This window comes from Limnobaculum xujianqingii (genome assembly GCF_013394855.1).
Classification (GTDB): domain Bacteria; phylum Pseudomonadota; class Gammaproteobacteria; order Enterobacterales; family Enterobacteriaceae; genus Limnobaculum; species Limnobaculum xujianqingii.
The window spans coordinates 2,265,004-2,289,664 of the sequence record NZ_JABMLK010000001.1 but is presented as its reverse complement, the minus strand read 5'-3'; the positions used below and the strand labels follow the sequence as shown (position 1 = coordinate 2,289,664).

At 42.9% G+C, this 24,661-nt stretch carries 25 protein-coding genes, 1 tRNA gene and 1 pseudogene; 23 read left to right on the top strand and 4 right to left on the bottom strand.

Translation table 11 applies throughout. The annotated features are described in order from the left end of the window. Positions 1-189 precede the first annotated feature (189 nt). A complete protein-coding gene (gene mdh / locus GOL65_RS10405; protein WP_140919716.1) occupies positions 190-1,128 on the top strand; it encodes a malate dehydrogenase in 939 nt (312 codons plus the stop codon). An 84-nt stretch (positions 1,129-1,212) separates the two neighbouring features. Here mdh and GOL65_RS10400 read toward each other — a convergent pair whose 3' ends face one another. After that, positions 1,213-1,470 (bottom strand): helix-turn-helix domain-containing protein, encoded by a 258-nt coding sequence (locus tag GOL65_RS10400; RefSeq protein WP_140919717.1) that lies wholly within the window; start codon positions 1,468-1,470, stop codon positions 1,213-1,215. Positions 1,471-2,078: 608 nt separating this feature from the next. On the opposite strand from GOL65_RS10400, the gene GOL65_RS10395 reads away from it, so the two are divergent. Together GOL65_RS10395 and GOL65_RS10390 are read left to right on the top strand one after the other, a co-directional pair. Next, complete coding sequence (locus GOL65_RS10395) at positions 2,079-2,459, top strand: DNA-binding protein (RefSeq protein ID WP_140919718.1); 381 nt, start codon at positions 2,079-2,081, stop codon at positions 2,457-2,459. Positions 2,460-2,487: 28 nt separating this feature from the next. Beyond that, on the top strand, positions 2,488-2,862 hold the full coding sequence (locus GOL65_RS10390; protein ID WP_140919719.1) for a DNA-binding protein: 375 nt from the start codon (positions 2,488-2,490) through the stop codon (positions 2,860-2,862). A 56-nt stretch (positions 2,863-2,918) separates the two neighbouring features. Here the strand turns inward: GOL65_RS10390 and ispB are convergent, their stop codons facing one another. Then, positions 2,919-3,890 (bottom strand): octaprenyl diphosphate synthase, encoded by a 972-nt coding sequence (gene ispB / locus GOL65_RS10385; protein WP_140919720.1) that lies wholly within the window; start codon positions 3,888-3,890, stop codon positions 2,919-2,921. A gap of 272 nt (positions 3,891-4,162) precedes the next feature. On the opposite strand from ispB, the gene rplU reads away from it, so the two are divergent. From rplU to amyA, 5 genes are all read left to right on the top strand, one after another. After that, the gene (rplU, locus tag GOL65_RS10380) at positions 4,163-4,474 is read left to right on the top strand and encodes a 50S ribosomal protein L21 (RefSeq protein WP_130590252.1); all 312 of its coding nucleotides are present in this window, start codon (positions 4,163-4,165) and stop codon (positions 4,472-4,474) included. 19 nt (positions 4,475-4,493) lie between these two features. Continuing rightward, positions 4,494-4,751, top strand: coding sequence for a 50S ribosomal protein L27 (gene rpmA / locus GOL65_RS10375; RefSeq protein WP_108901277.1), 258 nt, complete (start codon positions 4,494-4,496; stop codon positions 4,749-4,751). Positions 4,752-4,955: 204 nt separating this feature from the next. Then, entirely contained in the window at positions 4,956-5,918 is a 963-nt protein-coding gene (locus tag GOL65_RS10370; protein ID WP_140919721.1) for a DMT family transporter, read from the top strand. Between the two features lie 86 nt (positions 5,919-6,004). Continuing rightward, entirely contained in the window at positions 6,005-7,183 is a 1,179-nt protein-coding gene (cgtA, locus tag GOL65_RS10365; RefSeq protein ID WP_130590254.1) for an Obg family GTPase CgtA, read from the top strand. A gap of 147 nt (positions 7,184-7,330) precedes the next feature. Continuing rightward, positions 7,331-8,827: an alpha-amylase gene (gene amyA / locus GOL65_RS10360; RefSeq protein ID WP_140919722.1), complete on the top strand. Its 1,497-nt coding sequence runs from the start codon at positions 7,331-7,333 to the stop codon at positions 8,825-8,827. 69 nt (positions 8,828-8,896) lie between these two features. Here amyA and dacB read toward each other — a convergent pair whose 3' ends face one another. After that, positions 8,897-10,333 carry a serine-type D-Ala-D-Ala carboxypeptidase gene (gene dacB / locus GOL65_RS10355; RefSeq protein ID WP_179038308.1) on the bottom strand — a complete coding sequence of 479 codons (1,437 nt, stop codon included), beginning with the start codon at positions 10,331-10,333 and terminating at the stop codon, positions 8,897-8,899. Between the two features lie 378 nt (positions 10,334-10,711). On the opposite strand from dacB, the gene greA reads away from it, so the two are divergent. Continuing rightward, positions 10,712-11,188, top strand: coding sequence for a transcription elongation factor GreA (greA, locus tag GOL65_RS10350; RefSeq protein WP_130590257.1), 477 nt, complete (start codon positions 10,712-10,714; stop codon positions 11,186-11,188). A gap of 86 nt (positions 11,189-11,274) precedes the next feature. Here greA and yhbY read toward each other — a convergent pair whose 3' ends face one another. Further along, positions 11,275-11,568, bottom strand: coding sequence for a ribosome assembly RNA-binding protein YhbY (yhbY, locus tag GOL65_RS10345; protein WP_130590258.1), 294 nt, complete (start codon positions 11,566-11,568; stop codon positions 11,275-11,277). 115 nt (positions 11,569-11,683) lie between these two features. Here yhbY and rlmE point away from each other — a divergent pair, with 115 nt between their 5' ends. The 14 genes and pseudogenes from rlmE to GOL65_RS10275 all read left to right on the top strand — a co-directional run bounded on the left by rlmE (position 11,684) and on the right by GOL65_RS10275 (position 24,506). After that, positions 11,684-12,313, top strand: coding sequence for a 23S rRNA (uridine(2552)-2'-O)-methyltransferase RlmE (rlmE, locus tag GOL65_RS10340; RefSeq protein WP_140919724.1), 630 nt, complete (start codon positions 11,684-11,686; stop codon positions 12,311-12,313). A 47-nt stretch (positions 12,314-12,360) separates the two neighbouring features. After that, positions 12,361-14,313 (top strand): ATP-dependent zinc metalloprotease FtsH, encoded by a 1,953-nt coding sequence (ftsH, locus tag GOL65_RS10335; protein WP_179038307.1) that lies wholly within the window; start codon positions 12,361-12,363, stop codon positions 14,311-14,313. A gap of 190 nt (positions 14,314-14,503) precedes the next feature. Then, a complete protein-coding gene (locus GOL65_RS10330; RefSeq protein WP_140919726.1) occupies positions 14,504-15,451 on the top strand; it encodes a hypothetical protein in 948 nt (315 codons plus the stop codon). A gap of 162 nt (positions 15,452-15,613) precedes the next feature. Further along, positions 15,614-16,447 (top strand): dihydropteroate synthase, encoded by an 834-nt coding sequence (gene folP, locus GOL65_RS10325; protein ID WP_140919727.1) that lies wholly within the window; start codon positions 15,614-15,616, stop codon positions 16,445-16,447. Between the two features lie 7 nt (positions 16,448-16,454). Beyond that, positions 16,455-17,795 (top strand): phosphoglucosamine mutase, encoded by a 1,341-nt coding sequence (gene glmM, locus GOL65_RS10320; protein ID WP_130590263.1) that lies wholly within the window; start codon positions 16,455-16,457, stop codon positions 17,793-17,795. Positions 17,796-17,892: 97 nt separating this feature from the next. Continuing rightward, on the top strand, positions 17,893-18,621 hold the full coding sequence (locus tag GOL65_RS10315) for a glycoside hydrolase family 25 protein (RefSeq protein WP_218652023.1): 729 nt from the start codon (positions 17,893-17,895) through the stop codon (positions 18,619-18,621). 100 nt (positions 18,622-18,721) lie between these two features. Then, positions 18,722-19,558 carry a hypothetical protein gene (locus tag GOL65_RS10310; protein ID WP_140919728.1) on the top strand — a complete coding sequence of 279 codons (837 nt, stop codon included), beginning with the start codon at positions 18,722-18,724 and terminating at the stop codon, positions 19,556-19,558. 296 nt (positions 19,559-19,854) lie between these two features. Further along, a complete protein-coding gene (secG, locus tag GOL65_RS10305) occupies positions 19,855-20,184 on the top strand; it encodes a preprotein translocase subunit SecG (RefSeq protein WP_130590265.1) in 330 nt (109 codons plus the stop codon). Positions 20,185-20,240: 56 nt separating this feature from the next. Further along, a tRNA-Leu gene (locus GOL65_RS10300) sits at positions 20,241-20,327 on the top strand. Positions 20,328-20,503: 176 nt separating this feature from the next. Then, positions 20,504-21,787, top strand: a pseudogene (locus GOL65_RS10295) (tyrosine-type recombinase/integrase). A gap of 146 nt (positions 21,788-21,933) precedes the next feature. Continuing rightward, positions 21,934-22,965, top strand: coding sequence for a DUF6387 family protein (locus GOL65_RS10290; protein ID WP_140919729.1), 1,032 nt, complete (start codon positions 21,934-21,936; stop codon positions 22,963-22,965). A 144-nt stretch (positions 22,966-23,109) separates the two neighbouring features. Further along, on the top strand, positions 23,110-23,316 hold the full coding sequence (locus GOL65_RS10285; RefSeq protein ID WP_140919730.1) for a helix-turn-helix transcriptional regulator: 207 nt from the start codon (positions 23,110-23,112) through the stop codon (positions 23,314-23,316). Next, positions 23,316-23,666, top strand: coding sequence for a hypothetical protein (locus tag GOL65_RS10280; RefSeq protein ID WP_228723085.1), 351 nt, complete (start codon positions 23,316-23,318; stop codon positions 23,664-23,666). The genes GOL65_RS10285 and GOL65_RS10280 overlap by 1 nt, the downstream gene beginning before the upstream one ends. 12 nt (positions 23,667-23,678) lie before the next feature. Further along, complete coding sequence (locus GOL65_RS10275) at positions 23,679-24,506, top strand: antA/AntB antirepressor family protein (protein ID WP_140919731.1); 828 nt, start codon at positions 23,679-23,681, stop codon at positions 24,504-24,506. The last annotated feature ends 155 nt before the right edge of the window (positions 24,507-24,661 follow it).

Genomic DNA, 24,661 nt, shown 5'->3' with positions numbered 1-24,661 from the left:
ACTCCTGATTCTCACGACCAAAACGTTTTTAATTCCTGATTTATGTGACCAAAATGTTTTTAATTAATTATTCTTTGCAGCATATCTCAATCTTAAATCTAAGGATTGGTGATTATGCTCACGATCCTCTAAGCTTGATGTTGCATTTTAGTTACACATCAAAATAAGCAAAAACAAAAGGAGTAATGAATGAAAATTACAGTTCTTGGCGCAGCCGGTGGAATTGGTCAGGCTTTAGCCCTGTTACTGAAAACGCAACTTCCTGCGAAGTCTGAGTTATCTCTCTATGATATCGCACCGGTTACTCCGGGGGTTGCTGTTGATTTAAGTCATATTCCTACAGCAGTTAAAGTCACCGGTTTTAGCGGTGAAGATGCAAAACCAGCTCTGCAAGGTGCTGATATTGTTTTAATTTCTGCAGGTGTTGCACGTAAACCAGGTATGGATCGCTCCGATTTATTCAATATTAATGCGGGCATTGTACGTAATCTGATTGAGCAGGTAGCTCAGGTATGTCCGAAAGCCTGTATTGGTATCATCACCAACCCAGTTAATACCACTGTAGCCATTGCGGCAGAAGTGTTGAAGAAAGCTGGTGTCTATGACAAAAATAAACTGTTCGGTATTACTACTCTGGACATTATTCGTTCTAATACTTTCGTTACAGATCTGAAAGGTAAGTTACCTGGCGATGTAGAAGTTCCTGTTATTGGTGGTCATTCAGGGGTAACTATTCTGCCTCTGTTATCACAAATTCCTGGCGTAAGCTTTACCGATGCTGAAATCGAGTCACTTACTAAACGTATCCAAAATGCGGGTACCGAAGTGGTTGAAGCTAAAGCGGGTGGTGGATCGGCAACGTTGTCAATGGGACAAGCCGCAGCGCGTTTTGCTCTGTCACTGCTGCGCGGATTACAGGGTGAGCAAGGCGTTGTTGAATGTGCTTATGTTGAGGGTGATGGCAAGTATGCACGTTTCTTCGCACAGCCGCTGGTACTAGGTAAGAATGGTATTGAGAGCAGAAAAGAGATCGGCACATTAAGCGCATTTGAGCAAAAAGCGCTGGATTCAATGCTGGATGTACTGCACAAAGATATTGAACTGGGTGAAAAATTCATTCAGGGATAATTTTCTCTCAGAACTAAGTTACATCAAACCGCTATCGAATCTCTGTCGGTAGCGGTTTTTTATTTAATATTGTTTTTATTGCTGTCAGATGTGCTGTTGTTCACCAGAATTTAATTGATTATTTTTTATTTTTAAGTATCGGCTGGGCCATATTTCAGAAGGGTGTTTTTCTAACGCTGCTGCAATAATCCTTTCTCCCTTGGGCCACGGACGAACAAGTGCATTGGCTAAAGTTGATGAACTTAAACCAGATTGGCGTGATAACGCCGCTAATGTGGTACCTCTTTTACGTAAGGCGGCAATGATATCTGCAGAATGCCAATCTTCTTTCCTTGAAATCATTTAATATCTCCTTTTAAAGTCAGTACAAACTTGTTGTTTATAAGTGGTAGATAACACATTATTAATCGACCATATTGATTTTTTAGTAAAATTTATATCAACAAATTTCTTAATATAATTCAAATGATTTATTTTTATTGAAAGGGGTTATTTTTATTATAGTTGGCGTTTTATATGATTTAGTGACTTGTTTTTTAACAAAATTAAATAGAATGTTTTTTTATTTTCTTAACTTGTTTATTAAAAATAATTTATTGAATCAATTGAATTGTTTTTAAATGACATTAATATGCTATTTACACCAATAAATATTGGTAAAACACTGCTTTTCATTTAAATATTGTTTTTTATCAATCAATTGAAAAAAATAATACAACGCATAAGATGCACTGTTGCAACGCATTTTCCTGTATTAAAATACAGGGCCTTTGTGATAAATAAACTATTCTTTTATTTAATCAACTAACATAAACTACTTACTTGTTTATATACTCTGATTGAGATTTATCAGAGATATGGATTTGTTTACTTCTTTATTGTTTGTTTTTTCAGGAGAGTAAGAAGTAACTGGAACCAGTAGGAATATTGGAATAAAGGGATGGTGTTTTATGAAAAAAGAATGGTTTTCAACAAGTGAGTTAACTGGAATAGCTGGGCTACCCTCAACCATTCAGGGAATTAATCAAAAAGCACGCCGTGAGCAATGGAAAAGTCGCAAACGTACTGGCGTGCAGGGTAAAGCTCTTGAATACCACATTGATAGTATCCCGGACAAAGTCAGGATCGTGCTTCGCAGCCATGAAGAAGGGGCAAAGTATAGTGCGATGGTTAACGATCCTTTTGCCATTTGGGTAACCGCATACAATCAATTGACATCGACCGAGCGTGAAAGAATTATCTCCTTAATCGTTCGTCATGGTATTTCAGGATTAATGGATAAAGTTAATATGTTTACCGTTGAGCCTGCTGAAGTAGAAGAAGTTTGCTGATTTAGCACTTTTGATATTGGGTGGTGCAATGAAAAAAAAATGGTTTTCGACCAGAGAATTGACTGGCGTTGCTGGATTACCCGGTACCATTCAGGGCATCAATCAAAAAGCCCATCGGGAGAAGTGGGAAAGCCGTAAACGTACGGGTGTTCAGGGGAAAGCTTTGGAATATCATATCAATAGTATTCCTGAAAAGGTTCAAATTGCACTACAGGCTAAAGAGAGTGGGGTGCAGTTTGATGCTATTGCTAATGATTCATTAGCCGTCTGGATAAGTGCGTTTCACCAATTAACAGAGGCTGAGCGAGAGAGAATTATCTCTTTGATTATGAGGCAGGGTATCGCCGGATTAATGGAGAAAGTTAATTGGAATGGTGGTAGTGATGATGCTTCACAGAGCTGATATGACCGTCAGGTTAAATCAGCTCTGTGAATAATCGAGTTTAGCGGCGATATAATCTAGGTGTCTCGGTGTACAGACAGACGAGCCAGTGATTCTAATGCTGTTCTGTATGGTGTATCTGGCAAACAGGCTAGTGCAGAAATTGCTTTATCAGCTTCTTCTTCTGCACGCTGTTGTGTATACGTTAGTGAACAGCATTGATTCATGGTTTTCAGTACAGACTCCAGTAAATGACGCCCGTTTCCTTGTTCAATAGCTTCACGAATTTGAGCAGCACTTTCAGCTGACCCATTACGCATAGCATGCAGCAATGGTAATGTTGGTTTGCCTTCGTTCAGGTCATCTCCCAGATTTTTACCCAGTTTGGAACCATCAGCACTGTAATCCAACAGGTCATCGATCAATTGGAATGCGGTACCAATATAACGACCATAATCCTGCAGTGCTTTTTCCTGTTCTGGCGTTGCGCCTGCGAGGATTGCTGAAGCTTGTGCGGCAGCCTCAAAGAGTCGTGCCGTTTTGCTGTAAATCACCTGCATATAATTTTCTTCAGTTATATCAGGATCGTTACAGTTCATCAGTTGCATGACTTCGCCTTCGGCAATAACGTTAGTCGCCGATGACATCAGTTTTAAAATTTCTAATGAACCCAGGCTGGTCATCATTTGAAAAGAGCGGGTATAGATGAAATCGCCGACTAATACGCTGGCCGCATTACCAAATGCAGCATTGGCTGTGGCCTTTCCTCTGCGAAGGTCCGATTCATCAACCACGTCATCATGCAACAAGGTTGCGGTATGAATGAACTCGATTAAAGCCGCGGAAGTAATGTGCCCATCTCCTTGGTATCCCAGTGCGCGAGCAGAGAGAACGGCAATCATAGGGCGAATGCGTTTCCCACCACCACTGATGATGTAATGCCCCAACTGATTGATCAACACAACATCGGAATCTAACTGGGCAAGTATTGCGGCATTAACTGCCGTCATGTCCTTTTCTGCTAACTGGGTGATTTTTTCAATATTCATAGCGTCAAATTATAATATTATGATTTTGATAGTAAGAGCCATCCACTAGCGCAGCAAAATGAACGCAAGGTCGGGGAGATTGTACTCGAAAAATAGCATAGATGAACGCCATTAAAAGTGCTTATTTATTTTCTTCTGATTCTTCTCTTATTCTGAGCTTGTAAACGGTAAGTTTTTTGCGTAGAATTCGCGCCCTATTGTGAATATTTTATAGCGCACTCTAATAACACTATATTTAGCTGGAAGTGAGTGTGCGGAAATGCGGAGTTAATATGTACGCGGTTTTCCAAAGTGGTGGTAAACAACACCGAGTAAGCGAAGGTCAAACTGTTCGCTTGGAAAAGCTGGACATCGCAACTGGTGAAACTATTGAGTTTGACCAAGTGATGATGATTGCTAATGGTGACGACGTTAAAATCGGCGTTCCGTTTGTAGACGGCAGCAAAATTAAAGCAGAAGTTGTGGCGCACGGTCGTGGCGATAAAGTTAAAATCGTTAAGTTCCGTCGTCGTAAACACTACCGTAAGCAGCAGGGCCACCGTCAGTGGTTTACTGATGTTAAAATCACTGGTATCAGCGCTTAAGGTTTAGGAGAGCGGATAAATGGCACATAAAAAGGCTGGCGGTTCCTCACGAAATGGCCGCGATTCTGAAAGTAAACGTCTGGGCGTAAAACGTTTCGGCGGTGAATCAATTCTGGCAGGTAACATTCTGGTTCGTCAACGTGGTACTAAATTCCACGCGGGTACCAATGTTGGTTGTGGTCGCGATCACACCCTGTTTGCTTTAATTGACGGTAAAGTCAAATTTGAAGTAAAAGGCCCAAAAAATCGTAAATTTATAAGCATCGTTGCTGAATAATTTTTCGATAGCCAAATAGATCCAGGCCCTGCAATGGTTATTGCGGGGCTTTTTATTTTCAAAATGTGTTACTTTAATAGAGATTCTATAAAGTAACAGGCGAAGGTCTGGTTAGCTAAAGCACCATACCCGATAAAATATCAAGCATCCATCAGTCAGATACAGTTAAGAGCAGAAATGCTGCTCTGGAGCTTTCGGAAAGAAATGTCGCAGGTTAAGCAGAGTATGGCATTAGGCATAACATTTGCCCTGATCACCGCCGTGTTATGGGGTGTGGTGCCTATCGCGATGAAACAAGTTCTTCCGGTGATGACGCCTTATACGTTGGTATGGTATCGCTTTTCAATCTCGGCTCTTGGATTGGGCTTGATATTAGCGATGCAGCGTAAGTTGCCTCGTTTAGGTCTGTTTCGGCGGCCTCGCTGGTTGATATTGTTGCTTATTGCTGCAGTGGGACTGGCAGCTAACTTTGTTTTTTTTAGCTCGGCATTACAGTATTTGAGTCCAACTGCTTCGCAGGTCATAGGGCAGCTTTCTCCTGTAGGAATGCTGTTTGCCAGCGTACTTATTCTTAAAGAGAATATGCGGGTCACTCAAATTATTGGTGCGGTGATGCTGATAGTGGGTTTGATACTGTTTTTTAATACTAACCTGATTGAGATTTTCACTCGCCTGACGGATTACACCCGAGGTGTTTTATTAGGCGTGTGTGCATCTCTGGTTTGGGTGAGTTATGGCGTAGCGCAAAAGGTATTACAGCGTAGGCTTTCAGCCTCTCAAATCCTGTTTCTACTTTATGTGTTGAGCACTATTTTTGTGACTCCGTTGGCGGATCCATCGGAGATTTATCAACTGAATAGCTGGCAACTCGCCTGTTTAGCCTTTTGTGGTTTAAACACGCTGGTGGCTTACGGTGCGCTAGGAGAAGCCATGGCGCGCTGGCAAGTGGCCCAGGTGAGTGCATTAATCACCCTGACACCGCTGTTTACTTTATTATTTTCTGATTTATTAGCGCTGATATGGCCGGATATGTTCTCCAGCACTGTGCTAAATATACTTGGATATAGCGGCGCATTCATTGTGGTAATGGGCGCCATGTTTTCCGCTGCGGGCCATCGATTATTTCCCCGGCGGTCAGAGAAAAACACCGGTTTACCCCTGAAATAATATATTTTTTATGTATCAGACATGCTAAGGCTTGTTGGCAGAAAAGTGTGTGGGTAAGCCAAATAGATAAATTACGGAGACAGTGAATGAAATTCGTTGATGAAGCCGTCATTCGCGTTGAAGCAGGCGATGGTGGTAATGGTTGTGTCAGTTTCCGCCGCGAAAAATATATTCCTAAAGGCGGGCCGGACGGCGGTGACGGCGGTGACGGCGGCGACGTTTTCATGATTGCTGATGAAAACCTGAACACACTGATTGATTATCGTTTTGAAAAATCATTCCGTGCCGAGCGTGGGCAAAATGGTCAAAGCAAGGCTTGTACCGGTCGTAGAGGTTCTGATATCACCATTAAGGTGCCTGTTGGTACTCGTATTCTGGATCAGGGAACGGGTGAAGTGCTGGGTGATTTAACGCGTCATGGGCAAAAATTGATGGTAGCCAAAGGCGGCTTTCACGGTTTGGGCAACCTGCGTTTTAAATCCTCGGTCAACCGTACTCCGCGTCAAAAAACCAGTGGTACACCGGGTGATAAGCGCGAGCTGTTGCTGGAACTGCTGCTGTTAGCTGATGTAGGTATGTTAGGGTTGCCTAATGCCGGGAAATCGACGTTTATTCGTGCGGTTTCAGCTGCTAAGCCTAAAGTGGCGGATTATCCATTTACCACGCTGGTACCTAGTCTGGGCGTAGTGCGCATGGACAGTGAACAGAGCTTTGTTGTGGCCGATATTCCAGGTTTGATTGAAGGTGCTTCTGATGGCGCTGGCTTAGGCATTCGTTTTCTTAAGCACCTTGAGCGCTGCCGGGTATTGTTACATCTGATTGATATTGCACCAATTGATGAATCAGATCCGGTAGAAAATGCTCACGTTATTGTGAATGAGCTGAATCAGTACAGTGAAAATCTGGCTGATAAACCACGTTGGTTAGTATTCAATAAAGTGGATCTGGTTGACGAAGAAGAAGCACAGCAAAGAGCCAAAACCATTGCCGATGCGCTAGGGTGGGAAGGTAAATATTATCTGATCTCTGCTGCAAACCGTGAAGGTACTACGGCACTTTGTTGGGATGTTATGTCATTCCTGAACGCTCATCCTAAAACGATGGCAATTGAAGAGAAATCTCCTGAAAAAGTTGAATTCATGTGGGATGATTATCACCGTACCCAATTGGAAGAACCAGAACCACACGTTGATGAGGAAGACTGGGACGATGACGATTGGGATGAAGAAGATGATGATGGTGTTGAAATCGTCTATGAGCGCTGATTAAGCCCATACCAAACCTATAAAAGGCTACCTGATAAGGTAGCTTTTTTTACATCCGAACTAAAATTGTCTATGGTTTAAACAGCCATTTGCTAAATCGATTCTATGATTTGGCCATACCTTTATAAATCGGGGAATCGAAACGCTATGAAGAAAGCGACCTTATTGCAGTTTTTCCACTGGTATTATCCGGATGGTGGCAAATTGTGGCCAGAAGCTACGAAACGAGCACCAGAGCTGGCAGATATGGGCATTACTGCCGTTTGGTTGCCTCCACCTTATAAAGGCGCTTCAGGGGGTTACTCGGTTGGTTATGATAGTTATGACCTGTTTGATTTGGGTGAGTTTGAACAAAAGGGCAGCCGGGCAACCAAATATGGTGATAAAGAAGGGCTACTTAAAGCGGTTAATACGCTGAAAGAGAATGGCCTGGAAGTGTATCTTGATGTGGTACTAAACCATAAGATCGGTGCTGATGAAACTGAGCTGATCAAGGTCTCCCGGGTTGATCCTGACGATCGAAACATTATCTCTGATGAAGTTATTGAGGCGAAGGCCTATACCCGTTTTACCTTTCCCGGTAGGAAAAATACGTATTCAGAATACGTGTGGGATTTCCACAGCTTTAATGGTGTGGATTACCTTGATGAACCAAGAGAAGAAGGGATATTCAAAATTGTTAATGACTACACTGACGATGGATGGGTTGATGAAGTTGACAGTGAAAACGGCAACTATGATTATCTGATGGGGGCCAATATTGAGTTCCGTAATCCGGCAGTAATGGAGGAACTTAAACGCTGGGTTACCTGGTTGATGGAAACAGTTCCCAGCGATGGTTTTCGGTTGGATGCGGTTAAACACATCCCGGCATGGTTTTTTAAGCAATGGCTCGACCATGCACGAGGTACAGTCCAGCGCGATTTATTCACCGTGGCGGAGTATTGGTCTCACGATCTGGCGACGCTACAAAATTATCTGGAACTGGTGGATGATAAACTGATGCTGTTTGATGCTCCCTTGCACCTCAATTTTCACCATGCATCACAACAAGGTAAGGAGTTCGATCTCAGTAAGATCTTTGTTGAGACGTTAACTGAAGCTGATGCGGAACATTCGGTCACTTTGGTTGCTAATCATGATACCCAGCCTTTACAAGCGTTAGAAACGCCGGTTGATCCATGGTTTAAACCATTAGCCTATTCATTAATTTTACTGCGAGAGCAGGGTGTTCCTTGTATTTTCTATCCTGATCTGTTTGGTGCCAGCTACCGTGATAAGGGGCATGACGGTAAAATGTGTCGGGTTGATATGCCGGCAATTCGTGAGCTTCCTCTGTTGATTCGCGCTCGTCAGCGTTTTGCTAATGGTCAGCAGACTGATTATTTTGACTCTCCAAACTGTATTGCATTTGTTCGGGAAGGAACGGCTGAAGAGCCAGGCTGTGTTGTAGTGTTGTCAAATGAAGCAGAAAACAGCAAGTTAATAGAGCTGGGTGAGGGATTAGCCAATAAGCAATATCGGGATTATCTCGGTATTCGTCAGGATACCGTGATAACTGATGAACAGGGAAAGGGAACCTTTCCGGTTAATGCCAGCAGTGTTAGCGTTTGGGTGTTAGAAGAGTTTATGGAAAAAAGCTGAAGCGTTCCGCCTGCTTGCACATCTTGCACACAAAGCAGGCGGATTCACTATTATCTATCAAAACATCAGCTAGTTACTGTTGTACAAATCCCGGTATAGCGTGCTTTCAAAGTTTGCCAGCGTGGCTTTACGGCCAGAGCGATCCTGTGGTGACATTGCATAGCTGGAAAGGAACTGAACAAAAGCGACTTTCTCTCCGCTGGCGGTAGTCATAAATCCAGCCAGATTATAAACGCCTTGTAATGCACCTGTTTTAGCAGAAACTTTACCTTCTAAACCTGCATCTTTAAAACCGCTGCGCGCACGCAGTGTTCCATCCTGACCTGCAGTAGGCAACATGGAAATAAAATCCAACTGGCTATCGTTGCGGGCAATGTACTGTAGAATTTGCATCATCGTGTCCGCAGAAATCAGATTATGGCGTGATAAACCAGAACCATCTGCAATTACCGTGTTGCCAATATCAATACCGGCTTGTTGACGCAATATTAGCCGAACTGCGCTGGAACCAGAGCGCCAGGTTCCCGGCAAGTTATATTGCTTATTACCCATAGTGCGGAAAACGGTATCGGCAATCATATTGTCAGAGCTTTTCAACATTACTTTTAACAGGTCATGCAGAGGAGCAGACTGATTTTGGGCTAATACTTTACCCGGGCCAGTGCGAGTGGTTTGGTAGCGAATAGCATTACCAATCTGAATACCTGCTTGTCTTAGCTCATTTTTCACAATTTGAGCCGCGTATGCATTACCATCCTGAACGGCGAATGACAGAGTAATCGGTTTGTCCTGTTGAGTGCGGCAGCCTGTCAGGGTATAACGCAGGTTTTCACCAGCGGTAACGTCAAACTCACAAAAACGAGCATTTGGTGAATTTCTTGGGTAAGAACGCACCTGACTATTAACCTGTACCGGGAAGTAAGATGCGACTTGCACCGTGGCCGTTCCACCTTCCTGTTTGGAAGTTTGTAATGCTACAGAAAAGCAGTTTTTATCAATAATAGCGGCTGATGGTGGGGCACTGAAGCACTGGGTCATATCATTCCATGACCATCCAGGGGCTTTGTCATGGCTGGCAAATACTGAGGTATCAATTATCAGACCGCCTGATACCTGACGGATCCCTTGTTGCTTAAGGGATTGAACCATCGAGCGTACTTGCTGACTTTTCAGGGTAGGATCACCACTAAAACGAACAATTAAATCACCATTCAATACGCCATTATTGACTGAACCAGAGCCTTCAATAGTGGTAGTAAAACGGTAATCGGCACCCAGTTGCAACAGAGCTGCCAGCGCAGTAACGACTTTTTGTGTACTGGCCGGTAAGGTTAGCTGCTTGTCCTGATAATCGATAGAAGGTGTCGACGCACCAACTTTCTGTACCATCAATGAAAGATTGGCACCTTCAGGTAATAATTGAGTGTATTGATCTATTTGAGTAGCTTGTGCACCAGTAATAACCAGTGAACAGGCAATTCCGCTGAAAACGTTCAATAAGCGCATAGTGAAAAATGACCTGCTTTTCTGCATGAAAAAATGATTACCCAACGCAGTTTGATACCAATAAATCAGTGATACGCTCAGGGCAAACGTCTGTTTAATGAATAGTGTACCATCATTTGAGCGGCTAATTTATACCCTTATTGTTATCGTAGGTTTATCGATTACCAGAGGCGAAACAAAAGTAAACGATGACCCCAATGCAACTCTAAGGTAAAATGCCACTTATCTATGACATCTCGTTTGGTCTGGCGAAGTTATACCGGGCCGGGCGTTTTTTGCTTATAAAAGCAGTGGGAGTCACCGACTGCTATAGGTTGATTATTATATAAATCACTGATTATTTGAGAGTGACAAGTGATTTGAGAGGGATACAAGAGTATGCGACAAATTCCAATGACGTTACTGGGTGCAGAAAGACTGCGTGAAGAGCTCGAGTACTTAAAAGGTGTACGTCGGCCAAAAATTATTGCTGATATCGCTGAGGCAAGAGCTCATGGTGACCTGAAAGAGAATGCTGAATATCATGCCGCGCGTGAACAGCAAGGTTTCTGCGAAGGGCGAATTCAGGAAATTGAAGCTAAACTGTCTAATGCACAAGTCATTGATATTACCAAGATGCCTTATACTGGCCGGGTGATTTTTGGTGCGACGGTTAAAGTGATGAATCTGGAAACAGAAGAAGAAGTTGTCTACCGTATTGTGGGTGATGATGAAGCGGATTTTAAACAGAATCTGATCTCAATTAACTCACCGATGGCGCGTGGTTTGATTGGTAAAGAAGCGGACGATGTGGTGGTGATTAAAGCACCTGGTGGTGATATCGAGTTTGAAATTCTGAACGTTGAATATCTTTAACCATCAACCAAATTTATGCAGGTTGTTATTTGACCGAGTGTAAAGAAATGAAAAAAGGCGACAATTATCACCTTTTTTCATCAAACTTAACGTGGCAGGCTGATTTTTTTGTCTTTACTGGCTCGATAGAGCACTAAAACACTACCAATCACCTGCACATTGTTAGCGCCAGTTTCACGAGCAATCGCGTCTGCAATCAATTGTTTAGTTTCACGATCTTCTGTTGATATCTTTACTTTGATGAGTTCATGATGCTCTAAAGCATGCTCAACTTCAGCGAGAACGCCTTCAGTGAGACCGCTTGCACCTACCATGACAACCGGCTTTAACGGGTGCGCTAAGCCTTTAAGGTGCTGTTTTTGCTTGTTAGATAGATTCATTTTCTTTACGTCAGTTTGGGGTTGGGGGTTGAAAACAATGTATTCTACCGCCATCTGATAGTTATCACCAAGGTTTGGTGTAAAACCTGATATTAAGTTATGGTTGGAATACCACATGGGTAATAAAAAGCGTTCGGCCAGTTCAACGCGCTGGTTACAAGAACACTTTAACGACAAATATGTACAACAGGCGCAGAAAAAGGGGCTACGTTCCCGCGCATGGTTTAAACTAGATGAAATACAGCAAGCCGACAAACTGTTTAAACCGGGTATGACGATCGTTGATTTAGGTGCAGCTCCGGGTGGCTGGTCGCAATATGTTGTGACACAGATTGGTAACATAGGTAGAGTAATTGCGTGTGATATTTTACCAATGGATCCTATCGCCGGAGTCGATTTCCTTCAGGGCGACTTTCGTGATGAAATGGTGCTAAAGGCTTTGCTTGAGCGCGTCGGTGACAGTAAAGTTCAGGTAGTAATGTCTGATATGGCGCCAAATATGAGCGGTACTCCTGCCGTTGATATTCCCCGGGCGATGTATCTGGTTGAATTGGCGTTAGACATGTGTAAAGACGTGCTGGCACCAGGTGGAAGTTTTGTGGTTAAGGTCTTTCAGGGGGATGGATTTGATGAGTATTTACGAGAAATCCGGGCCCTGTTTAAAACAGTGAAGATCCGTAAGCCCGATGCTTCACGGTCTCGTTCACGTGAAGTATACATTGTAGCGACTGGGCGCAAACTATAGTACCCTAACGCGTATTGTTAACACCATTGTAATATGAGGTTAATTCCTTGAGTGATATGGCAAAGAACCTAATTCTCTGGTTAGTCATCGCCGTTGTGCTGATGACCGTATTTCAGAGCTTCGGGCCTAGTGAGTCGGGTGGACGCCGAATTGATTATTCGACGTTCATGACGCAGGTTAGTAATAATCAGGTCAGCGAAGCTCGCATAAGTGGACGTGAAATTCAGTATAAAACGCAGCCCGATAACGCGTCTCATACAACCTACATGCCAACAGAAGACCCTCTGCTGCTGAGCCTTCTGCTGAAAAATAATGTTAAAACCGTTGGCGAACCACCGGAGCAACCAGGATTCCTGCAACAGGTATTTATTTCCTGGTTCCCAATGTTGCTGTTGATTGGTGTATGGATCTTCTTTATGCGTCAGATGCAAGGCGGCGGTGGAAAAGGTGCTATGTCCTTTGGTAAGAGCAAGGCTCGCATGCTAACGGAAGAGCAAATTAAAACTACTTTCGCTGACGTTGCTGGCTGTGATGAAGCGAAAGAAGATGTCAGTGAATTAGTTGAATTCCTGAGAGATCCGAGCCGTTTCCAGAAGTTGGGCGGTAAGATTCCAAAAGGTATTCTGATGGTAGGGCCTCCGGGTACTGGTAAAACCTTATTGGCAAAAGCGATTGCCGGTGAGGCAAAAGTGCCATTCTTTACTATCTCAGGTTCTGATTTCGTTGAAATGTTTGTTGGTGTGGGTGCTTCTCGTGTTCGTGATATGTTCGAACAAGCGAAGAAAGCTGCGCCTTGTATTATCTTCATCGATGAGATCGATGCGGTAGGTCGTCAGCGTGGCGCTGGTTTAGGTGGTGGCCACGATGAACGTGAACAGACATTGAACCAAATGCTGGTTGAGATGGATGGTTTTGAAGGCAACGAAGGCGTTATCGTCATTGCAGCGACTAACCGTCCGGACGTTCTGGACCCGGCATTACTGCGTCCGGGTCGTTTCGACCGTCAGGTCGTTGTTGGGCTGCCAGATGTTCGTGGTCGTGCACAAATTCTGAAGGTGCATATGCGCCGTGTGCCAGTATCTCCGGATGTGGATGAGTCTGTGATTGCTCGTGGTACTCCAGGCTTCTCGGGTGCAGATTTGGCTAACCTGGTTAACGAAGCCGCTCTGTTCGCTGCACGTACTAATAAACGTGTGGTATCGATGGTTGAGTTTGAAAAAGCCAAAGATAAAATCATGATGGGTGCTGAGCGCCGTTCTTTGGTTATGACCGAAGAGCAGAAAGAATCTACGGCATATCATGAAGCAGGACATGCGATTATTGGTCGTTTAGTACCGGAACACGATCCAGTACATAAAGTTACCATTATCCCTCGTGGTCGTGCGCTGGGCGTGACTTTCTTCTTACCGGAAGGTGATGCTATCAGTGAAAACCGTCAGAAGCTGGAAAGCCGTATATCAACGCTGTACGGTGGCCGTTTATCTGAAGAACTGATTTATGGTCCGGCAAAAGTGTCTACCGGTGCATCTAACGATATTAAAGTTGCTACCTCTATCGCCCGTAACATGGTGACTCAGTGGGGCTTCTCTGAAAAATTAGGGCCTTTGTTGTATGCAGAAGAAGAAGGTGAGGTTTTCTTAGGTCGTTCAGTAGCGAAAACCAAACATATGTCTGATGAAACTGCACGTATTATCGATCAGGAAGTTAAGCTGCTGATTGAACGTAACTATCAGCGTGCCAGAGAAATCCTGGAAGCCAATATGGACATCTTGCATGCGATGAAAGATGCGCTGATGAAGTATGAAACTATTGATGCGCCGCAAATTGATGATTTGATGGCCCGTCGTGAAGTTCGTGCGCCAGCAGGTTGGGATGATGCTCAAAGCGGCGGAACTAAACCACCAGCCAGCAATACTCAGCCACCAGTAACGCCAGAAGAAAAAACGGCGTCACCGGAATTCAGCAAGACTGATGAACCAAGTGATAAACCTGCGGTTTAATTTGCGTAAATAAATGATAACGGCTCCCAAACGGGAGCCGTTTTTTTATCTCTAAAATATTAATCCGGCATGTAACATCCCTTTTGATGTGTGCTATTGTCTGGTGCTTTCGCAGTGGTCTAAACACACCTTTGGCTGCCACGGTGCTATTCAAGGGATGATTTTGATTTTAAGGAGTGAAATTATAACGATGAAGATGTTTCGATTAATGGTAGCTGTATTGCTGACCAGTTGTGGTCTTTTAAACGCGGCTCAGGCAGCAGAACGTATTCCCGGTACCTCAGTATCTATTGAACCACCTGCTGGTTTTTCATTATCCAAACAGTTTACCGGATATATGAATGAAGCTGCGGGCGCATCTATTATGGTTAATGAGATGCCTGCACCTCTGGAAGAGATTAAACACGCGTTTATCCCCGATCTGATGAAAACACAGGGAGTCCGTCTTCTGGGAACTGAAGAAGCCGTTAGCCATGAACATAAAGTCTGGTTATATAAAATTGGTCAAACCGCGAATAATCAAGAAGTTAATAAATGGATATTACTTCAGGGTGACAGTAAGCGTTCGCTGATGTTAGTAGGTACTTATCCTGCAACCGAAGAAGCTAAGCTGGGCGATGCCATTAAACGTTCGCTGATTAGCATGGAAGTTGCGCAGGGAGAAGAAGGTAAACTGAATCTGGATGCATTGGGTTACTCAATACAAGAATCCGATAATCTTAAGATTGTTCGCCGGGTTAATAATATGCTGATATTAAGCCTGCCTGGTGATGCGGCTCCAGCTCCGGCTGCCGCTGGGGTTCAGCCAATGATGGTTATTGCTTCATCATACAGCAAGGTGGCTATAGGCGATTTGGTGGCATTCAGCGAAAAACACATGATGAATACTGCTTCTCTGATAGAAATTGCAGTGCAGAAAGAGAGCATTAAGTCCGTCGATATAAATGGTCATCATGGTGTGGAGCTATTGGCTAATGCAGAAAATGCAAAAAATCATGAACCTATGAAGGTCTATCAGCTGATTGTAGAATCTAATGGCACTTACTATGTGATTAAGGGTCTGGTTAAGGCTGAACAAAGTGAGCAATATCTGCCGGAATTCAGAAAGATTGCTGAGAGCTTAAAAATTACCGGTTAACTATTTCATTTCTCAAGGCAGGGAATTTGAGCTGAATGTTCATCCCTGCCTCTATTTTGGTATATTCTGATAGTCTTATTAAATTTGTAAGTATCTGCTCACTTATCTTTGAGTAGGTATCCGCACAATAGTTATGTTTTAACCAGTCTTAAGGAATTCATCATGAAGTTAGAAAGTAGGGGATTAACGTTAGATCTCAATTACCCTCAGGTGATGGGAATTCTCAACGTAACGCCTGACTCCTTTTCTGACGGAGGCCGTTACCGCCAGATAGAAAATGCTCTACGCCATGCCAATGAGATGATTCAGGCCGGAGCAACAATTATTGATATTGGCGGTGAGTCGACTCGCCCTGGTGCAGATGAAGTTCCAACGGATGAAGAACTTGAGCGGGTTATTCCGGTTGCGGAAGCCATCGCAAAAAATTTTGAAGTATGGGTATCTGTCGATACTTATAAGCCCGAAGTTATGAGAGAATCTCATCGGGTTGGAGTTCATCTGATTAATGATATCCGGGCGTTACAAGAACCGGGTGCATTAGAGGTTGCTATAGAGTCCGGACTGCCCGTATGCCTGATGCATATGCAAGGTATGCCCAGAACCATGCAACATGAACCACAATATACCGATGTAGTGTCTGAAGTTGATGACTTCTTTACTGAGCACATTACCCGCTGCGTTAACGCCGGTATGGACAGAAAAAAGATATTGCTCGACCCGGGATTCGGTTTTGGCAAGAATTTGAGGCACAATTACCAGTTATTGGCTCATCTGTCAGATTTTCACCATTTTGGCCTTCCTCTATTGGTTGGAATGTCGAGAAAGTCGATGGTTGGGCAATTATTAAACGTTCCACCCGATCAGCGGGTTATTGGCAGCATAGCCTGTGCAACAATCGCCGCGATGCAGGGGGCACAAATTATTCGTGTTCACGACGTAAAAGAAACCGCTGAAGCAATGCGAATTGTTGAAGCAACACTTTCTGCTAAGGAATAGAGATAACATGAGCGGCGATCGTAAGTATTTTGGTACAGATGGTATTCGGGGCAAAGTGGGCGATCATCCAATTACGCCTGAGTTTGTGCTTAAGCTTGGTTGGGCTGCAGGTAAAGTTTTAGCCCGCCACGGTTCGCGTAAAATTATTATAGGTAAAGATACGCGTATTTCTGGCTATATGCTGGAGTCTGCTCTGGAGGCTGGTTTAGCTGCTGCGGGGCTTTCTGCTTCATTTACTGGTCCAATGCCGACACCGGCAGTTGCTTATCTGACCCGTACCTTCCGTGCGGAAGCGGGTATTGTTATCTCTGCTTCTCATAATCCTTATTACGATAACGGTATCAAGTTCTTCTCTATTGACGGTACAAAACTGCCGGATGAAGTTGAGGAAGCCATCGAAGCCGAAATGGAAAAGCCGCTGACTTGTGTTGAGTCAGCTGAACTGGGTAAAGCCAGTCGCATTAATGATGCTGCTGGTCGTTACATTGAGTTCTGTAAAGGTGGGTTTCCAAGCGAGCTTAGCCTGAGTGAATTAAAGATCGTGGTAGATTGCGCAAACGGTGCAACTTACCACATTGCCCCAAGCGTACTGCGTGAACTGGGTGCTAATGTCATTACTATTGGTTGCGATCCTGATGGTATGAACATTAATGAAAAATGTGGCGCAACGGATGTTCGTCTGTTGCAAGAACGAGTAGTGGCTGAAAAGGCACATCTTGGCATAGCATTTGATGGCGACGGCGATCGGGTGATTATGGTTGACCATCAGGGCAATAAAGTCGATGGCGATCAGATTATGTATATCATTGCTCGCGAATCCTTACGTCAGGGGCAGCTTAAAGGCGGTGCCGTTGGTACGTTAATGAGTAACATTGGTTTGGAACTGGCGCTAAAGCAACTGGGCATTCCATTTACCAGAGCGAAAGTGGGCGACCGCTACGTGCTGGAAAAAATGCTGGAGCTTGGCTGGACTATTGGTGCTGAAAACTCAGGCCACGTCATCCTGTTAGATAAGACCACCACCGGAGACGGCATTGTTGCAGCGCTGCAGGTACTGGCTGCCATGGTCCGCAACCATATGTCACTGCATGATTTATGCAGCGGTATGAAACTGTTACCTCAGGTTCTGGTGAATGTTCGTTTTGCTGGTCAACACGATCCACTGGCTAATGAAACAGTGATGAATGTGACTGCTGAAGTAGAAAAAGAGCTGGAAGGCCGCGGTCGGGTACTGTTACGTAAATCAGGAACCGAGCCACTAATTCGTGTGATGGTCGAAGGTGAGAACGACGAAGAAGTTCTGCGGTTAGCTAACCGTATTGCGGATGCAGTGAAAGCCGCAGGTTAATTTGTTTTTAGATATTGAGTTGATACAAAAGGCGGAAATATTTCCGCCTTTTGTTTAACTGTGAATTGATCGTTATAAGCAAGGATGCAGCACACTTATGTATAAGCTAATCAATAAAGTGCTAATCATTTTTCTGGGCTTAATCATTGTTGGATTACTGCTTATATATGGGTTGTATAGCGGCTATATCAGATTCAATTATCCATCACTTACTAAGTATCCGATTCAGGGAATTGATGTATCCCATCATCAGAATGGAATTAACTGGCAACAGTTAGATAAGGAAAGAGTTCGCTTTGTTTTTATCAAAGCAACTGAAGGCGGTGATTTTAAAGACAAGTCTTTCAGTATCAACTGGCAGCAGGCGCGTGATCAAGGTTTTGTGGTCGGCGCTTATTACTTCTTTACGTTTTGTAAGCCGGGTGAAAAACAGGCGCAAAATTTCATTGAAACCGTACCAAAAGCAGTAAATATGCTGCCACCAGTGATTGATCTGGAGTATGGCGGAAATTGCCAGTTAACCATGGAGAAATCACAAGTTCTGGCAGAGATTACAATACTGATTGAGCGGCTTGAGGCTTTTTATCAGAAGAAACCTGTTCTGTATGTGACTCAAGAATTTTTTGATGATTTCCTTGAAGGGCAGTTTGAGCAAAATCCATTATGGATTCGAAATATTTATCGTACTCCAGCTTTAAAAGGTCAACGTCCCTGGTTGTTTTGGCAATTTGCTAATCGTGGCCTACTGGATGGCATTGATACCGTCGTTGATCTCAACGCGTTCAATGGGAGCAAAGAAGAATTTGAAACACTCATTAAGAATTAGGTCGAAATTGATTTCTATTATTTATAGTTGTTGTTAGAAACTATTTAGTGATGGTAGAATTCTGCACAACGGAATTACAGATATAATATCAGGACTAGTGATGCTTACTCGATCGTTTATTATTCAAATTGTTATAGCGATCTTCGCATTCACCTTTTCTTCTTTATCTTATGCTTTAACCTCTTATAGAAGTTTAACCGCAGAAGAAAATGCTATTTTCTCAATGAATTTAGTTTTAACTGAGAATTCGAGCCATTCTATCTTCCCTCCTGATTTTCGAATGAAAGAATTAAAAGAAGTTACCCAAAAGAATGGGGAATGGATGCTTACCAGTTTGATAACCTATGATATTTCAGGCAACCTGACCTTCCTTGAACGACGAGAAAAGAAACACCGGGGCGAATCGGTTACAAAAATTTACAAAAATAAAGAAGGCTATTGGGTTAAGTGCATCAAATGGTTGATCAACGGTAAAGAGTCCGATGTGGGTAAAGTCGAAGTTCGATATTTAAGCGATCCTCAAGGGCGAATTATTCGTAGTGAATTAATGCACAGTGAATGGATTCGGGAGTATTTGTATAATGATAATGCACAACTCACAGAAGTCATTGAAAAGCGAAAAGCCAGTTATAATAGTGATGAAGAACAATATGTTAGAAAATATTCGGTTAAAAAATATTATTATAATTCAAAAGGCTATTTAGCCCGCCACGATTTGAAAACCCATAACAATACTTTAGTTTCTACCTACTACTTTGATTATAACGATCATAATATGCTGCAACGGGTTATTAACGAGGCAATCGCTTATTCAACCCAAAAACGTCGTGGTGAAAAGAATTACATCCATTACGATCAAAACCATAACTGGTTACATGCAGTATGGGGTAATCAGGATAATAAGTTTACTCAGAACCGGGACATTGTTTATTACTAAATTTTAGACACTCATTGGCCGTCTGGAATCTCGTGGTCAGGTGGTTAAAATACGGTATATACCATGATTGAGCAGTTTCCCGCTTGGCCAGTAGAGACAAATACCCGAACAAAATGTTGATTTTTTCCGCAAATACGCATTGACTGCGAAAATGCACTTGCACCTCTTTCTGGCTTTAGTTAGTATTCACACCCGCTCCGGTCGGGTATAATAAGTGACATCATTCAACATGAATTACTCCGATAACGGGTTAAAGCTTTAGCACGGGATTATCCCGCAAGGATAAAGGCAAGAATATGTACGAAGCGCTTCTTATTGTTTTCCTGTTGGTAGCCATCGGTCTGATTGGCCTGATCATGCTGCAACAAGGTAAAGGTGCTGATATGGGTGCCTCTTTTGGTGCTGGTGCATCTGCGACTTTATTTGGTTCTGGCGGTTCAGGTAACTTCATGACCCGGACCACAGCAATTTTAGCTGCGCTGTTCTTTGTTATCAGCCTGGCACTGGGTAACCTGAGCACACATCAGGACAAAAAAGTCGGCGAGTGGGATGACCTGAGCACTCCGGTAAAAACTGAGCCAGCTAAACCAGCTCCTCAGACCCCAAGCAGCGATATTCCTCGTTAAGGAATAAAGAGCAATAGATGGCAGGATTACCCTGCCATTATAGAGTGATATACAGTGCCGAGGTGGTGGAATTGGTAGACACGCTACCTTGAGGTGGTAGTGCCCGATTGGGCTTACGGGTTCAAGTCCCGTCCTCGGTACCAGTTCAATATAAAGAGACGTCTACGGACGTCTTTTTTTATGCCTGAAATCCAGTAATTATGCGCTTTAGCTGTCTCTTGAGGTATTTTAACGTCTATTGAAATATACCATCAATTGATGGTACAAATGATGGTATATCCGGTTTGGAAAAAAATGTACCATCAAAAGAGGCGTAACTATGGCTCTGACAGACATCAAAGCTAAGGCAGCTAAACCAGAAGTAAAAGCATATAAATTGACTGATGGTGCTGGTATGTTTTTGCTTGTTCATCCTAATGGCTCTAAATACTGGCGGTTCCAGTATCGTTATGATGGTAAGCAAAAGATGTTAGCGATTGGAGTTTATCCCGATGTTACGTTAGCAGAGGCCAGAAAGCGGTGAGATTCAGCCAGAGAACTATTAGCGGCAGGCATTGACCCTAGCGAGAAGAAAAAAGCTGATAAAGTTGAATTAAGCGTGACCTTTGAGGATGTGGCGAGACAATGGCACGCTGCTAATAAGAAGTGGGGGGAAGAAACCTCAAAGCGGACTTTAGGCAGCCTTGAGCTTCATATCTTTCCTTATATCGGCAGCGAGAATATATCAACTTTAACTGTTCCCATCTTATTAGCTCCAATCAAATTAGTTGAGGCAAAAGACCATCTTGATATGGCAGGGCGCTTAAAGCAGCGAATAACAGCAATAATGCGCTATGCCGTTCAGAATGGAATAATTAGCCATAATCCAGCCAATGACCTAACCGGCGCAATAGCCACCAGAGAAGCCACTCACCGCCCTGCATTACCGTTAAATAGAATTCCTGAACTACTAAGCAATATTGATAACTATCGCGGACGAACACTTACCAAATTAGCGCTAAGGCTTTCATTGTTGGTGTTTATTCGTTCCAGTGAATTACGTTTTGCTCGTTGGAATGAAATTGATTTTGATAAATCAGTATGGGTTATTCCGGCAGAGAGAAAGGAAATATCAGGGGTTAAGTTTTCCTACCGCGGCTCAAAGATGAGAACGGAGCATTTAGTACCGTTAAGTAGACAGGCAATACAGATATTAAGGCAGATACAGGAAATCAGCGGACAGCATGAATTGGTTTTTATTGGTGATCATTATGCTGATAAGCCTATGTCCGAAGGAACAATTAACAAAGCGCTACAGGTCATGGGATACGACACAAAAGTAGAGGTTTGTGGTCATGGTTTCCGTACTATGGCGTCCAGCTCACTATATGAATCTGACTTATGGTCAGAAGATGCGATAGAGCGCCAAATGAGTCACAGGGAACGCAAGAAGGTTAAAGGGGCTTACACTCATCGTGCTGAATTTATGGAACAGCGCAGAAGCATGATCCAGTGGTGGGCTGATTATCTGGATGCGAATAATCAGCAATTCATTACGCCGCATGATTTTGCTAAGAACGGTATTGGGAATGTGGTTCATGGTACGTTCGGTAAGCGGGCATGATGTTGGTTTATAGACAACGGTAGATTATAGTAGCCGTTAAAAGAATAAGGTTATGCCTAGGTTCGTTACCGAAAACCTGTACACCTCTACTGGCGGGCATAATCACTAATTTAGAGGGCGTGAGGTGAGGTGTGGTAAGACATGCTATGAGTATTGAGCGATTAAATAATGATATGGAAAAAATACAGGAAGAAATAACATCGACTCAAGAAGCTCTGAAAATTATCCAATCACTCAATTTAAATTCGAAAGATATTATTTCAATGGTTGACGTGAAAACATATGACGAATTATCAAAAGATTTTAAACTAATTGATTATTATCTTTCTTTTAAGAAAAGAGAAAGTGCTCTGGAACATATAGAAAATATTACTCTAATTAGAAATGATACTTATGAAGATTATGTCAATTCTTTTTCTTTAGATGATGAGGATAAACCATTAGCTAAAGAAGAATATGAAGTTGATAAGGAACAGCAAATTCTTGTTGAAACCATAGATCTAATTAAAGTTATTTTGCGTATTCTTGCTGGTGATAATGTGAGTATTTGGGAGGAAGACCTTATTCATATCAGGCGGGGAATTAAAGAGCCTATAAAGCTTATTGATATGAAAGATATCGCGTTTAAAAATAGATATTGTGGCTTCATGGGAGGGATGTCTAATGAGAGTTATAATGAAATTATAGCCAAAGCTATTCATCAAAATGCTTCTCTAGAAGATCTTCATAAGTTAAAAGAAATTCCTGATGGTTACGGATGGGCTGAAGACCAAATAAATGAAGGACTTGTTTGGGCGGAAATCGATCTGAATGCTCCTGATGATATTCTCTTGGATGGTTTTAAAAATTGGCTGGTACGTGCCAGAGCACACCATAATACGATTAATGGTAATGTAACACATCATAGTTCAGTAAAAAATAATGTTAAACCAGCACATATGAAAAAATGGCACTCAATGAGAGTATTGGCATATCTTGATATAAAAATTTTCTCATCATTTATTAATGCCCCACTAACACTAAATCAATATGCAGATGCTTTATATTTTGATGAGCCTGATATTGACACAACTGAAAAAGTTAGAAAAACGCTAATACCTCTGGTGAATGAAATTTTAAGTGGGTATTACTTAAATAATTTAATGAAAAAAATAACATCAGAAATTAGATTAAGTTAGGTATTACCGGAATAAATTGAAATATTTTTTCTTCCGGTAATTAAAATATTTATTTTCCTTCCTTCAACTCTTATTTGACTATGGCGACAATGCGCTTGTTATCTCAATGTCTATTAATGGCAACTAACGAAAACAAGAGGCAATATGACCAAGCTAACACAATCACTCATCCGTTTACACGAAGTCCAACGCCGAACTGGTTACAGCAAGGCATGGATTTACCGCCTTATTAGCCAAAAGCGCTTCCCACAATCTGTAAAGATTGGCACTCGTTCCATTGCGTTTATTGAAAGTGAAATAAACGAATGGATTAATCAACGTATCGCTGAATCTCGCGGGGAGACTGCGTAATGAAAAAGCAAGGCACCCCAAAAAAGCACCGTGCTCGCCTTTATATGCTACGTACTGGCGTTAATGGCTTCACTGAAAATGAAATCCTTTATTACTGTCGGTTATCTTCTGGACGGAATTATGCGTCTGAATTAGAACGTCGTTGCGCTATTCACTTGGAGCGCATAGATGAGCGGAACCCTGACGGTATTGGCTCACATTACCGCTACCGTTTTGCCTGTCGTGATGACGTTCAGCGCGTGATTAGTCTGGTTAATGCCAGAGCGACCACTTCAGGCTATCCAGCATTAACTCTAGGCGAAATAAACGACATTCTGAGTTTATATCCAGACGATAAACAAGCCGCATAATAGGTAATTAATATGACAGTAATTAAAAATGCTGAATTAACGGCAGGGGATTCTTTTACCCAAAATCAGGCTCTTGGCTTATTAACTGAACTGGTTCCGGTTAGCTTAAATAATATTAATGGGCGAGAAATACAAACCACCAGCGCTAAGAAGCTACACGCTTATTTAGGTGTTGGACGTGACTTTAGCAATTGGATTAAGGGGAGGATTGAGGAATACAGTTTTATTTACGAGCAAGATTACATTAATTTTGATTCACCAAATCTGGCGAATCAAAGTACAGAAAGTGATCAGATTAAACAGTGGAAAACTAAGCGAGGTGGAGACCGGCGCAGTAAGGATTACTGTATCTCTCTTGGCATGGCTAAAGAACTGGCGATGGTTGAGCGAAATGAACAAGGCCGTGCTGTTCGCCGCTACTTTATCCAGTGTGAAGAGCGGCTACAACATATTGCCCCTCAAGATGTCCGAAAATTACGAGACCAGTTAAAGGCTCGTATTACAGCGGCTAACTACTTTAAACCAATGTGCGCTGCCTTGGAGTTAGCCAGAGCGGAACAAGGCAAGTTAACGCAAGCTCACCACTACACCAGTGAAAGCAACATGATAGCCCGTCTGGTTCTTGGTGGCCTGACAGCCAAACAATGGGCTACGGGTAATAGTATCTCTGGTGACCCTCGTAATAGTATGTCCGCCGACCAGTTAAAGCACCTTTCATACCTTGAACAGAGCAATATCACTTTGATAGAGCTTGGTTGGGATTATCACCAGCGTAAGACCGAATTAACTCGCCTGTCACAGCGCCATCTTGCCAAGCAACTTGAGGTAGCTAATGACTGACGTCACCATACAGAACGGGGGGCTTTCTCTGGCTGTTTCGTTGCCAAAAACTGGCAGGTTGAACCAGATAAAACCTGACATGAAGATTTTCGGGTGGTCACTACGTGAGACACGGGAAGATTTTATCGGGGTCACTACGCGAGCTGGAGTGAGAA